The organism is Paractinoplanes deccanensis (assembly GCF_016862115.1).
Classification (GTDB): domain Bacteria; phylum Actinomycetota; class Actinomycetes; order Mycobacteriales; family Micromonosporaceae; genus Actinoplanes; species Actinoplanes deccanensis.
Window position 1 is genome coordinate 92,075 of the sequence record NZ_BOMI01000165.1, and the last position, 12,417, is coordinate 104,491.

General features: G+C 71.8%; 14 protein-coding genes. 9 read left to right on the forward strand and 5 right to left on the reverse strand.

What is annotated here, in order from left to right; translation table 11 throughout:
* Window positions 1-2: 2 nt before the first annotated feature.
* From Ade02nite_RS39855 to Ade02nite_RS39875, 5 genes are all read left to right on the forward strand, one after another.
* Window positions 3-419: a DUF7144 family membrane protein gene (locus tag Ade02nite_RS39855; protein WP_203775311.1), complete on the forward strand. Its 417-nt coding sequence runs from the start codon at window positions 3-5 to the stop codon at window positions 417-419.
* A gap of 61 nt (window positions 420-480) precedes the next feature.
* Window positions 481-669 (forward strand): hypothetical protein, encoded by a 189-nt coding sequence (locus tag Ade02nite_RS39860; protein ID WP_203775313.1) that lies wholly within the window; start codon window positions 481-483, stop codon window positions 667-669.
* 2 nt (window positions 670-671) lie between these two features.
* The gene (locus tag Ade02nite_RS39865) at window positions 672-1,571 is read left to right on the forward strand and encodes a YhjD/YihY/BrkB family envelope integrity protein (RefSeq protein ID WP_203775315.1); all 900 of its coding nucleotides are present in this window, start codon (window positions 672-674) and stop codon (window positions 1,569-1,571) included.
* 37 nt (window positions 1,572-1,608) lie between these two features.
* Entirely contained in the window at window positions 1,609-2,232 is a 624-nt protein-coding gene (locus Ade02nite_RS39870) for an HNH endonuclease family protein (protein ID WP_203775317.1), read from the forward strand.
* Window positions 2,233-2,418: 186 nt separating this feature from the next.
* The gene (locus tag Ade02nite_RS39875) at window positions 2,419-3,153 is read left to right on the forward strand and encodes a DUF998 domain-containing protein (protein ID WP_203775319.1); all 735 of its coding nucleotides are present in this window, start codon (window positions 2,419-2,421) and stop codon (window positions 3,151-3,153) included.
* A gap of 10 nt (window positions 3,154-3,163) precedes the next feature.
* On the opposite strand, the gene Ade02nite_RS50480 is transcribed toward Ade02nite_RS39875, so the two are convergent.
* The 3 genes from Ade02nite_RS50480 to Ade02nite_RS39890 are packed head-to-tail and all read right to left on the reverse strand — an operon-like array spanning window position 3,164 to window position 6,883.
* On the reverse strand, window positions 3,164-4,291 hold the full coding sequence (locus tag Ade02nite_RS50480) for a hypothetical protein (protein ID WP_203775320.1): 1,128 nt from the start codon (window positions 4,289-4,291) through the stop codon (window positions 3,164-3,166).
* A gap of 1 nt (window position 4,292) precedes the next feature.
* Window positions 4,293-5,405: an aminopeptidase P family protein gene (locus Ade02nite_RS39885; protein WP_203775322.1), complete on the reverse strand. Its 1,113-nt coding sequence runs from the start codon at window positions 5,403-5,405 to the stop codon at window positions 4,293-4,295.
* Complete coding sequence (locus Ade02nite_RS39890; RefSeq protein ID WP_203775324.1) at window positions 5,402-6,883, reverse strand: MFS transporter; 1,482 nt, start codon at window positions 6,881-6,883, stop codon at window positions 5,402-5,404. The genes Ade02nite_RS39885 and Ade02nite_RS39890 overlap by 4 nt, the downstream gene beginning before the upstream one ends.
* A gap of 87 nt (window positions 6,884-6,970) precedes the next feature.
* On the opposite strand from Ade02nite_RS39890, the gene Ade02nite_RS39895 reads away from it, so the two are divergent.
* The 4 genes from Ade02nite_RS39895 to Ade02nite_RS39910 are packed head-to-tail and all read left to right on the forward strand — an operon-like array spanning window position 6,971 to window position 11,394.
* Window positions 6,971-8,131, forward strand: coding sequence for a threonine/serine exporter family protein (locus tag Ade02nite_RS39895; RefSeq protein ID WP_203775326.1), 1,161 nt, complete (start codon window positions 6,971-6,973; stop codon window positions 8,129-8,131).
* A gap of 36 nt (window positions 8,132-8,167) precedes the next feature.
* Window positions 8,168-9,625, forward strand: coding sequence for a glutamate/gamma-aminobutyrate antiporter GadC (gene gadC / locus Ade02nite_RS39900; RefSeq protein WP_239169383.1), 1,458 nt, complete (start codon window positions 8,168-8,170; stop codon window positions 9,623-9,625).
* Complete coding sequence (locus Ade02nite_RS39905; protein WP_203775328.1) at window positions 9,622-10,053, forward strand: hypothetical protein; 432 nt, start codon at window positions 9,622-9,624, stop codon at window positions 10,051-10,053. Before gadC ends, Ade02nite_RS39905 begins: the two co-directional genes overlap by 4 nt.
* A 3-nt stretch (window positions 10,054-10,056) precedes the next feature.
* A complete protein-coding gene (locus tag Ade02nite_RS39910) occupies window positions 10,057-11,394 on the forward strand; it encodes a dipeptidase (RefSeq protein ID WP_203775330.1) in 1,338 nt (445 codons plus the stop codon).
* Here the strand turns inward: Ade02nite_RS39910 and Ade02nite_RS50840 are convergent.
* On the reverse strand, window positions 11,315-11,896 hold the full coding sequence (locus tag Ade02nite_RS50840) for a DUF1062 domain-containing protein (RefSeq protein ID WP_369076682.1): 582 nt from the start codon (window positions 11,894-11,896) through the stop codon (window positions 11,315-11,317). The two genes, Ade02nite_RS39910 and Ade02nite_RS50840, sit on opposite strands and share 80 nt — an antisense overlap.
* Before the next feature lie 21 nt (window positions 11,897-11,917).
* Window positions 11,918-12,385, reverse strand: coding sequence for an SAM-dependent methyltransferase (locus Ade02nite_RS39920; protein ID WP_203775334.1), 468 nt, complete (start codon window positions 12,383-12,385; stop codon window positions 11,918-11,920).
* Between the last annotated feature and the right edge of the window lie 32 nt (window positions 12,386-12,417).

Consider the following 12,417-nt stretch of genomic DNA (forward strand, 5'->3'; position numbering starts at 1 on the left):
CCATGTCCGTACAGCATCGGCCGACCAATGTGAGCCCCTGGGCGGCCTGGGTGGTCTTCGCCGGGGTGATGCTCTCCATCGTCGGGATCCTCCAGGTCACGATCGGCATCGTCGCGCTGGTCCGCGACGACCTCTTCGCCGTGGACGCGTCGCGGCTGCTCGTCGCCCCGAGCTGGACCGCGTGGGGCTGGATCCACCTCGTCATCGGCGCCGCGCAGATCGTCGTCGGCCTCGGCCTGCTCGCGGGCACGAGCTGGGGACGGATCTTCGGCGTCGTCCTGGCGTTCCTGAACTCCCTGACCAACCTGGCGTTCCTCGCGGCGTTCCCGGTGTGGACCGCGCTGATCATCTCGTTCAACATGATCACGATCTACGCGATCACGGCGCACGGCACCGAGGTCAGGCCCGACTACGACTGAAGCCACCGCGCCATCCGTTGCGGGTGAGGCCTTCCGGCGTACCGAGATGGAGGATCCTGTCATGAGGAAAATGTCCCGGAAGAAGAGCAAGGCATCGAAGCCCAGCCGTGCCGCCGTCGTCGCCACCGCAGGGCTGGCCGTCGCCGGCGTGGCGGCCGCGGTGATCGGCCGGCGCAAGAGCCGCGCCGAGTCGGAGCCGGCGCCGGCCGACGCCACGCCGCTCACGCCCGTGAGCTCCGACAGCCGCTGACAGTGACGACCCGGCCGGTGCTCGCCCCACCGCGCTGGGCGACAGCGGTCTGGGCCTGGGCGTCCACCCGCTGGCCCGGCCGGGTCGGTCTCGGCACCCTCGCGTCGATCGTCCGCCTGGAGATCTTCGACCGGGCGATGACCCTCGCCGCGCAGCTCTTCACGTCCATCTTCCCGCTGCTGATCATGATGGCGGTGCTGCTCGGCCGCTCCTTCGACGAACGGCTCGCCTCGGTGGTGAAGGTGCCCGAGGAGGTCGCCCGCGTGCTCGGCGAGGCGGTCGCCGGCAGCAGCCTCAGCGCCTTCGGCGTGGTCGGCGGCCTCATCGTGCTGGTCTCCACGACCAGCCTGGCGCGGGCGTTCACCCGGGCGTACGCCACGATCTGGAACCTGCCCCGGCCGCGCAGCAGCCCGCGGCACGCCTGGCGCTGGCTGGTCACGGTGATCGTGCTGGCCCTCAGCGTGGTCGGCATCCAGCTGCTCGTCCGCGCCGCGATGGAAGCCCCGGCACCCTACCTCACCACGGCCCTGGTAACGCTGCTGGCCGACTTCGGCGGCGCGCTCTTCGTACCGTGGATCCTGATGGCCCGTAAGGTCCCCGCCCGCATGCTGGCCCCCGGCGCCGCCCTGTTCGGCGCGGCGATGCTGATCCTGCGGCCGGGTGGGGCGCTCTACCTGCCGCACGCGCTGGAGGTCAGCTCCGCGCGCTTCGGCACCATCGGCGTCGCGTTCACCTACATCGGCTGGCTGTACGTGCTGTCGTTCGCCTACCTCGTCACGGCCGCCGCCGGCCAGGTGATCGCCACCGACCAGGGCCGGCTGGGCGAGTGGATCCGCGGCCATTCCTTCAGCCGTACGACGCAAACGGGATCTCCGCCCGTAACCCTCGACCGGCGAGAATGATCGGCATCTATCCCCCACCCGGTTGGGAGCCCGATCCATGCGCCGCATCGCCACGCCGGCCGCCCTGATCCTCGGCCTGTCCCTGACGTACGCCGTCCCCGCCGCCGCCACCCCGCCCAACATCCCGTCCGCCACCACCGCGCAGTCCCAGCTGAACGCCCTGACGGTGGCCGCACAGGGTTCCACCAGCGGCTACTCGCGCGACCTGTTCCCGCACTGGATCACCATCAGCGGGGCCTGCAACACCCGCGAGACGGTCCTGAAGCGCGACGGCTCCAACGTGGTCACCAGCTCGGCGTGCGCCGCCACCTCGGGCAGCTGGTACTCCCCCTACGACGGTGCCACCTGGACGGCCGCCGCCGACGTCGACATCGACCACGTCGTCCCGCTGGCCGAGGCCTGGCGCTCGGGCGCGAGCAGCTGGACCACCGCGAAGCGCCAGTCCTTCGCCAACGACCTGACCCGGCCCCAGCTGATCGCCGTGACCGACAACGTCAACCAGTCCAAGGGCGACCAGGACCCGTCCACGTGGCAGCCGTCGCGCACGGCATACCGGTGCACCTACGCCCGCATGTGGATCGGCGTGAAGTACTCCTGGGACCTGACCTTGCAGTCGGCCGAGAAGACCGCCCTGCAGAACATGCTCGACTCCTACTGCTGACGCCGAGCGGGTGAGCCCGGGCGGCTCGCGACTCCGGGGGCGCCCGCGCGCGAGGCCGAGTCGCGTGTCAGCGCCGTGTGTGCGCCGTGTATGCGCCGTGTGAGCGGCACCCGTCAGCTTTGACGTGTGGCCGAGAACAGCCCGGACCACCGGGCGGCGAGCCACCGCTCACCCCAGGGAGAAACCATGACCGACGTCCGGACCGAACCGGCCGACCACTCCCCTGCGCCGGCTCCGGTCGTGCAGAGCCGCGCGGCGGCGGCCGCGCTCATCGCCGGCGGCATGATCTTCTTCGTCGCGGAGCTCATCACCGCCGCGGCGTGGACCGACCCGCCGTACAGCTACACCTACCACTTCATCAGCAACCTCGGGGTGCACGACCGCTCCGTGGTGTTCGACCAGCTCATGTACTCACCGCTCGCCGTGGTCATGAAGACCGGCTTCGTCCTGTTCGGTCTCGTGGCCTTCGCCGGTGTCGTCCTGCTCAAGGGCATGCCGCCCCTCCGCCGCCTCGGCGTCGTCGCGACGGCGGCGCTTCTGGCGGTCGGCGGCGTCCTCGTCGGCCTGTTCCCCGGCTCGGCCGAAGCCGTGGCCGACGGCACGGACACATACCACACTCTGGGGGCCTTCGCCGCGTTCGCCGGTGGCAACGTCCTGGTCATCCTGATCGGCCTGGCGCACCGGCACATCGGGATCTCGCAGCGCCTGGGCCGAGCCCTCATGGCGCTCGGCACGCTCGGCCTGATCTCGATGGTGACCTTCATGGCCGTCCTGGTCTCCGGCGCCAACGTCCTCATCGGGCTCTTCGAACGCGGCGGCGTGTACCTGTTCCTGATCGGCCTCATCGCCGTCGGCGCGACCCTGTGGAAACACCGGAACCGCACCGCCGGCCGCGGTGTGGCCGGCGGTGTTGAGAGATAGAACGTTCGGTCTAGGGCCCGGGCGGCGCTCCCGGGTCCGCGCCGTATGGAGGCTGCGGGCCGGGCGGAGGCATTCCGACGCCGGGCGGGGGCGCTCCGGCGCCCGGTGGGGAGGCCGACGGGTCCGCGTACGGGTCGGTCGGTGGGGTGGGGGCCAGCTGAGCGTTCAGGGCGGCGAGCACCGCCTCGACCTGCGGGCGCAGGAGACGCCAGTCGCGGGCGGCGGCCTGGGCGGCGGTCTCGTTGTCGATGGCGGTGACCAGGTCGCCCAGCATGCCGGTCACCTGGGTGGCGGTGGCCTGGCGCGGGCCGTCGTCCGGGGCTCGGGCGGCGAGGGTCTCCCAGCGGGTGATCATGGCCAGCAGGTCGTCGCGGACAGGGGGCCAGGCCAGGCGGCGCTCGGCGAACGTGGTGGTGTCGAGCACGCGGGGAAGGGCACGGTCAAGGAGGGCCCGGGTTTCGGCGGTCAGGCCGTCCAGGGCGGTGTCCCAGGAGTCCTTCTTGCGGGCGCGGGCGATGAGCACCGCCGCGATGACGCCGCCCAGGACCAGGAAGAGGAGGAACCACGCGACGAGGCTGCCGGCGTCGCTGTCGTCGGAGGCGGCGACGGCGGCAGCGGACGAGGAGGTGGCGGCGGCCTGCGCGGGCGTCGTTGTGCGGGTCGCTTCCGGAGTGGTGGTGGCCGGGCGAGTCGGCGAGGGCTCGGTGGTCCGGGCCGGCTCCTGGGTGCGCGTGGGCTCGGGCTCGGTGGTCCGCGTCGGCTCGGGCTCCGCGGTCCCGGTCGGATCGGCGGTCCGGGGAGGGTCGGTGGTGCGGGGAGGGTCGGTGGTTCGGGCAGGGTCGGTGGTTCGGGCAGGGTCAGTGGTCCGGACAGGGTCAGTGGTCCGGACAGGTTCGGTGGTCCGGGCATGGTCGGCGGTGCGGGTGCGGGTGGGCTCGGCGCCACCAGTGGCGTCACCGGTGGCGTCGCCGGTCGAGTCCGCCGTCGGGTCGCCGGTGGCGTTCGGCCGGTCGAGGGTGATCGACGGGCGGGCCGACGGCAGCGACACCCCGCCGTCCCCGTCCCCGCCGTCGCCGCAGGCGGTGAGTGCCAGCAGGGCGGCGGCCGCCACCGTCAGGCAGAGCCGGGCGGGCCGCATGTCAGGCGACGATGTGCAGGTCGTGGCTGGTGTTGTTGAGGCGGCGGCCGCCGTTCTCGGTGACCGTCACGATGTCCTCGATGCGCACGCCGAAGCGGTCCGGCAGGTAGATGCCGGGCTCGATCGAGAAGCACATGCCGGGCACCAGCGGCCTCGTCTCACCCTCCACCATGTACGGCGGCTCGTGCGTGGTCAGCCCGATCCCGTGGCCCGTACGGTGGATGAAGTTGTCGCCGTAGCCCGCCTCCGTGATGACCGCGCGGGCCACCCGGTCGATCTCCTGGCACGCGACGCCCGGCCGGACCGCCTCGAAGGCCGCCTGCTGGGCGCGCCGGACGATGTCGAAGACCTCCCTCTCCTCGGGCGTGGGCGGGCCCACGTGGACCGTGCGGGTCGTGTCGGAGCCGTAGCCGTCCTTGAGGCCGCCGAAGTCGAGCACCACCATGTCGCCCTCGGCGATGACCCGGTCGCCCATCTCGTGGTGCGGGTTCGCGCCGTTCGGCCCGGAGCCGACCACCGTGAAGTCGACCTGCGAGTGCCCGCGCTCGGTGAGGAACCGCGCGAGGTCGCGGCCCACCTCCGTCTCGGTGCGGCCGGCGAAGCGTACCCCCTTGATCTGCTCGTAGGCCGCGTCCGCGGCGGCACCGGCCGCCTCGAGCCGGGCCACCTCGTCGGCGTCCTTGACCGCCCGCAGCATCGGCAGCGCGGCGGTCATCGAGGTGTAGCGCGACTGCGGCAGCGCGGCCTGGAGGCCGAGCAGGTGCATGGCCCAGGCCGCGTCGGAGATCGCGTAGTGGCCCTGCGGGTCGAGCAGGCGGGCGACCGGCGCGTACGGGTCGGTGCCGTCCGCCCAGTCCGTCGTCTCCACCGCCGAGTATCCGGGCGCCTCGGCGGCGTCGGGGCGCTCCAGCGTCGGCACGATGAGGTGCGGGTCGTGGTCGCCGTCGAGGACCAGCAGGGTGAGCCGCTCGGTGATCGCGGTGGGCTTGTAGCCGGTGAAGTACGTCAGGTCGGGGCCGGGCGCGACGAGCAGCCCGGTGAGGCCGGCCGCGGCCGCCTGTGCCACCGCGCTCTCCATGCGGCCGGCGAAGTCCTTGCTGGTGAACGGAATCATGAGACGGAAACTCCCGGTCGTGTGGGGATGGTGTGGCTGGTCGCGGCGGCCGCCGCCGCGAGGTGGACGGCGCGCGCGGGCTCGGCGCGGTGCCGGCGCAGGAACACCACGAGGGCGATGCCGGCCACCGACATGATCGTAAGGAACAGGGACGCCGCGCCGAGGCCCGCGGCGAGCGCGTCCTCGGCGGGTTCGCCGGCGTGGTTCCGGGTGGCCGCGGTGGACACCGTCGCGGCGGCCGCCACGGCGAGCGAGCCGCCCACGTAGCGGGCCATGTTGGAGATGCCCGACGCCTGGCCCACCTGGCTCGGGTCGACCGCCGAGGTGGACGCCGAGCTGGCCGGGCCGTTCGCGAAGCCGAGCCCGATCGCGAGCACGACGAGCGGGATCACGAACGCCGCGTACGTCCAGCCGGCGTTCACGAAGATCAGCGCGCCGGCGCCGAGCGTGGCGAGCAGGAACCCACCCCCGACCGCCACCCGGCCGCCCAGCTTCACCGCGAGCGGCGTGATCAGCGGGGTGACGGCGATCATCGCGGCGGCGGCGGGCAGCGTCGCGAGACCGGCCTCCAGCGCGGTCATGCCGAACCCGGCGGGGTCCTGGAAGTAGAGGCTGAGCAGGTACATCAGCGCGTTGATGATGCCGGCCACGAGCAGGATGGCGATCGTCGAGCCGACCAGCACCGCGTTGCGCAGCAGCTTCAGGTCGACCAGCGGGGCGGCGGCGCGCTTCTCGACGGCCACGAAACCGGCGCCGCCGAGGACGGCCACGACCAGGCACGTGATGGTCGGGACGGAGAGCCAGCCCCAGCTGCCGCTCTCGCTGAGCGCCAGCACGAGCGGCACGAGCAGCACGGCCACCAGCACCGTGCCGAGGATGTCGATCGAGCGGCTGCGGTGCTCGTCACGCGATTCCCGTACGGCCGACAGCGTGATCGGCACGCAGGCCGCCGCGATCGCCGCGTCGATCCAGAACAGGCCCTGCCATCCCGTCGAGCCGACCAGCACACCGCCGATGAGCGGGCCGATCGCCGCGCCGATCGCCGACGCGGCGCCCCACATCGTGATGGCCTTCATCTGGGCGGCCCCGGACGAGGCCACCGACAACAGGCTCATCCCGCAGGCGAGGATGGTCGAGCCGGCCGCGCCCTGGATCATCCGGCCGGCGATCACCCCGGCGGCGTTCTGGGACAGCGCGATCAGCGCGCACGACGCGACGAACAGCAACAGGCCGCCGAGGAAGATGCGCCGCCGGCCGAAGACGTCGCCGAGCGCGCCGGAGGTGACGATGACCGCCGCGCCGACCAGCATGTAGCCGGTCACCGCCCACTGCAGGACGTCGACCGAGGCGCCGACGTCCTCGCTGATCGCGGGGAGCAGGATCGTGACCGCTGAGGTGTTGGCGTTGACGACCAGCGCGGAGACGCACGCCGCGAGGAGCACGCCGGTGCCCGCGGCCCGGCTCGTGGTGACCGTCATGGGCTCAGCGTCGCGGTCGCCGGCGGGCGCCGGGATCCTTCGTTCCGGATGAATCGTCGGACGAACCCGCCCGGCTAGCTTCGCCGCATGGATCTGCTGGGCCCGCTGGTGGAGTGGCTGCTGCGCGGCAGCTTCGAGGGGACGGTGCGAAGCGAGCGCATCGTCCGCGAGGTGGCCGCCCGCTACGGCTACTCGGTCGAGGTCACCTTCCTCGCCGACTCCGCGCTGCTGACCGTCGACGGGCGGGCCTGTTCGTACGCCCGGGAGCCGGGCGTGCCCCCGCTCGACCAGGTGACCGCGTTCAAGGCGCTGCTGGCGGACCTCGGCGAGCTCTCCGAGGCCGAGGCCGCGAAACGCCTCGCCGAGATCCAGCGCATGCCGCCGCGCTGGAACAAGGGCTGGCAGGTGGCCGGGCTGGTGCTCTTCAGCGTCGGCTTCGGCATCTCGGTGCAGGCCACCTGGCAGCAGGTGGGCGTCTCGGCGATCACCGGGCTGCTGGTGGGCCTGCTCGTGGTCTCGGGGCGGATGCGGCTGCTCCAGCCGTTCGTCGCGTCGATCCTGGTCACCGTGGTGGTGCTGTGGCTGTACGACCGGGGCACGCTCGACGGGGGCCCGATCCAGCTGATCGTGCCCGCGCTCTTCTACTTCATCCCCGGCGACGCGATCAGCGCGGCGGCCCTGGAGCTGGCCGACAACCGGATGACCGCCGGCGCGGCGCGCCTCGTCTACAGCTTCGTCGCCCTGCTGGTGCTGGCGTTCGGCGCCCTGGTCGCGACCGTGCTGCTGCAGATGCCGCCGAGCGTGCTCTTCGACGTGACGGTGCCCGGCAACCTGGGCCCGTTCGAGGTGTGGGGCGGCTGGGTGCTCTTCGCGCTCGGGGTGATGTTCGTCTTCCAGATGGCGCCGCGCGACTTCCCGTGGGCGCTCGGCCTCATCCTGCTGACCGCCGCGGCGGCCGAGCTGGCGACCCGCGCGTTCGGCGACCCGTTCGGCACGTTCGCCGGCGCGGTGGTGATGACGGTCGTCGCCCTGCGCCTGGGCCGCCGGCGAGGGCTGCCTCCGGCGTACGTCCTCTATCTCGGCGCCTTTTATGTCCTGACGCCGGGATCGCACGGCCTGCGCGGGCTGGAGAGCTGGATCGGCGGTCATCCGATCCAGGGCGTGGGCGGCGTGGCCGACATGGTGTCGCTGCTCGTCGCCATCGCCGTGGGAATGCTCGTCGGCGCGACAGTCACCCGTAAGGGGTGAGGTGAGCGGCATCCAGCGATGCCGATGATCTGGGGCATGAGCGCGACGGACGTGCCCGCCAACACGGGCGACAGGGCCGCGAGAACCCAGCAGGCCGTCAGATACATCTCCTGGGTCGCACTTGCCCTGATGACGACGAGTTCGGTGGCGAGCCTGCGCCCCGCGCCGACGATGGCGGTCTACGGACTGGCCAGCATCTTCCTCTACCTGCTTCCCGCCCTCGTGTTCCTGCTGCCGACCGCTCTGGTGTCGGCGGAGCTCGCCTCCGGCTGGAACGGCGGGGTCTACAAGTGGGTCAGCGAGGGCATCTCGAAGCCGATGGGCTTCCTGGCCGTCTGGTGCCAGTTCGCGATGACCATCTTCTACTACCCGAGCCTGCTGGGCTTCGTGGCCAGCACCCTGGCGTACGTCATCAACCCCGACCTGGCGTCCAGCGGCGTCTGGACCGCGCTCGTCATCATGGTCTGCTACTGGACGGGTGTCTGGGTGTCGTCGCGCGGCACGAGCGGTGTCGCCGGACTCGCCAGCGCCGGCCTGGTCATCGGCACGCTCATCCCCGGCACGCTGCTGGTCATCCTCGGCATCGCGTTCCTCGGCCAGGGCAACGAGTCGGCCGCCCCGATGACCGCGAGCAACCTGCTGCCCGCGTGGGCCGGGCTGTCCAGCCTGGTGCTCATCGTCAACAACTTCCTGTCGTACTCGGGCATGGAGATGAACGCGGTGCACGTGTCGTCGCTGCGCAAGCCGGGCCGCGAGTTCCCCCGGGCGATGTTCCTCGCCATGGGTCTGGTCCTGCTCATCTTCATCCTTCCCGCGCTGGCGATCAGCTGGGTCGTCCCGGCCGAGGAGCTGTCGCTCACGGCCGGCGTCATGCAGGCGTTCGACGCGGTCTTCGCCGCGTTCAACTCGCAGTGGCTCACCCCGATCCTCGGCGTCATGCTCGTCGCCGCCTCGCTCGGCGGCATGCTCACCTGGCTCGCCGGGCCGTCCAAGGGCCTGCTGCTGATCTCGCGCCAGGAGGGCTACCTGCCGCCGTTCCTGCAGAAGCTCAACAAGCACGGCGTGCAGCAGAACATCCTGGTCACCCAGGGCCTGATCACCACGGTCATCGCCCTCGCGTACGCGCTGATCCCGGACGTGTCCAGTGTGTACTGGATCTTCTCGGTGATCACCACGCAGGTCTACCTGATCATGTACCTGCTGATGTTCGTCGCCGCGGTGCGCCTGCGCCGCAGCCACCCCGACCACCCGCGCGGCTACCGGGCGCCGATGCTCACCGGCCTCTGCGGCGTCGGCTTCGCGGCCTCGCTCGCCGCGCTGCTCATCGGCTTCGTCCCGTCGTCGCAGTTCGGCGGCGGCAGTGCCGGCGCCTACCTGGCGATCGTGGCGGGCGGCGCGCTCGGGCTCGGCCTGCTCGTGCCGTTCCTCTTCTACCGCCTGCGCAAGCCGTCCTGGAAGACCGCTTCGCCGGACGAGGAGGTCGAGGTCGCATGAAGGTCTCGGTCAAGCACAAGAGCAACACCGTCACCTACATCGTGCTCGGCGTCGCGTTCCTGATCATGCTGGGCACCGCGCTCTTCGCCTTCGGCAGCGCCCACGAGTCACGGGAGGCGTCGGAGAAGGCCCAGCAGCTGCAGTCCGAGCTCTCCGCGGCCGGCCTGCGGGTGCCCACCGAGGAGCAGATCATCCGGGTCCTCGGCGACGACGGCGGCGCGGTCTGCGACAGCCCCGGCAACGCGCTGCGCCGGGCCACCCTCTACGGCCTGCTCACCAACGGGGCGGCCGGCCCGGGCCAGCGCCCGGTCATCGCGGACAACAAGGTGGTCCAGGGCCAGCTGATGATCATCAAGGTCTACTGCCCGCAGTACATCGAGGAGTTCCAGGAGGTCGTCGACGACCTCAAGCTCGAGAAGGTGGCCTGAGCCGTGACCCTGCGTTCCCGCATCGACGACCTGATGGGCCGGGCCCGGACGGACCTCGCCGACCTGGTGTCCCTCCGCTCGGTGGCCGACCCCCGGCAGTACCCGGCCACCGAGTGCGCCCGCGCCGCGCAGTGGGTGGTGGACAACTTCGCCGAGGTCGGCTTCACCGACCTGGCGCTGGAGGAGACCATCGACGGCAGTCGCGCTGTCTATGGCGTACGGCGGGCAAGCGCCCCGGACGCGCCCACCGTGCTCCTCTACGCCCACTACGATGTGCAGCCGCCGCTCGACGAGGACGCGTGGCGCACCCCGCCGTTCACCCTGACCGAGGCGAACGGGCGCTGGTACGGGCGCGGGGCGGCCGACTGCAAGGGCAACATCGTCATGCACCTGACGGCGTTGCGCGCGCTGGGGCCGGACGTACCGGTGAACCTGAAGCTGATCGTGGAGGGCTCCGAGGAGCAGGGCACCGGCGGGCTCGAGGACTTCGTGCAGCGCAACCCCGAGCTGCTCGCCGCCGACGCGATCCTGGTCTGCGACACCGGAAACGCGGCCGTCGGCGTGCCCGCGGCCACCGTCACCCTGCGCGGCATGGTCAACGTGGTGGTGTCGGTGTCGGCGCTCTCCGGTGAGCTGCACTCCGGCATGTTCGGCGGGCCGGCGCCCGACGCGCTCGCGGCGCTGATCCAGATCCTCGCGTCCCTGCGCGACAAGGCGGGCAACACCACGATCGCGGGCCTGGACGCCACCCAGACCTGGTCCGGCGCGCCCTACCCCACCGACCAGTTCCGCGCCGACTCCGGCCTGCTGCCCGGAGTCGGCCTGCTCGGCGACGGCACGGTCTCGGACATGATCTGGGCCCGGCCCGCGGTGACCGTGCTCGGCATCGACTGCCCGCCGGTGGTCGGCTCGGCCGCGGCGATCCAGCCGCACGCCCGCGCCCGGCTCAACCTGCGGGTGCCGCCGGGCACGGACGCGGTGAAGGCTCAGGACGCCCTGATCGCCCAGCTGCACGCCGCGGCGCCCTGGGGCGTCCAGGTCACGGTGGAGAAGGAAGCCATCGGCCAGCCCTTCGAGGCCCGCACCGGCGGACCCGCCTACCGCGCCCTGGCCGCCGCCATGAAGGAGGCCTTCGGCCGCGAGATGACCACCCTGGGCCAGGGTGGCTCCATCCCGCTGTGCAACGTCTTCGCCGACACCTACCCCGACGCCGAGATCATCCTGATGGGCGTCGAGGAGCCGCTGGCCCTGATCCACGCCCCTAACGAGAGCGTCGACCCCACGGAGATCGCCGGCCTGGCCCACGCCGAGGCCGTGTTCCTCCAGACCTATCGCCGGTGACCCGCCCGGCCGCCGGCCGCTCCACGGCCGGCGGCCGGTACGGCGCCGGAAGGCCCCGCCGCAGCGTGAAGCTGAAGTCGCCGGCCGACTTGCCGGTGAGCCGGCGCGCCGACGACAGGCTGCCGTCCGCGACGAGCCGGCGCACCTCGGACCGGGACATGCCGAGGCCGGCCGAGAGCACACGCAGCAGCCGGACGGGGCTGCGCTGAACGAAGTGGACCGACACGTGCAGCACGCCGGCCTCGAGCACCGCGGGCTCGCGCAGTACCGTCGGCCCGTGTCGCCCCGGGCCCACCACCCAGACGGTCTGTCCCGCCACAAAGTTGATCACCAAAGTCACACCTGTTCCGCTGAGATCCGCGCACGCTGAAGAAGCGCGTCGCGGGAGAAAAGTCACGACGTGCCCGTTCGGAATCTCAGCTGGTGTACAACGGCCTGTCCTCGTCGGTGCGCAGAACACTGTGGTCCCCGAAGCTAGCAGCGCGCCGCCGTGGGGCTCCACCGGTTTTCGCCCGCTCCTCGCCTACGGCTTGAAGTAGTCCGCCATCACGCCGCCCACCCACGCGGGCTGCTCGACGCCGGCCGGCACGAACTCGGCCATCACCGGCTTCAGGTCGACCACCGGGGTGCCCGACACCGCGTCGAGACCCACCACGGTGAGCTCACGCCCCTTCACCGACTCGATCGCGCAGCACGTCACCCCGAGCCGGTTCGGCCGGCGCGGGCCCCGCCCGGCGAACACCCCCATCGGCGGAAGACCCTCGATCCCCCGGTACGGGCGCGGCTCGCGAAAGTCGCCGTCATCCGGAAACCGGTCGAAGACGAAGAGCACCTCCACGTGCGAGAAGCCCTCCAGCCCTTGTAGGCACGCCTCCCCGAAACGCTCGTCGACGGTGATCGTGCTGCGCACGGCGCCCCAGTTGTCGGTGTCCTGAACATCCGTCCGCTCGTTACGGACCGTCCCGATCGGAGTGATCTCGAAGCTCGGCATGGCCCGAGGCTAACCCGGCTTGACAGACCGGC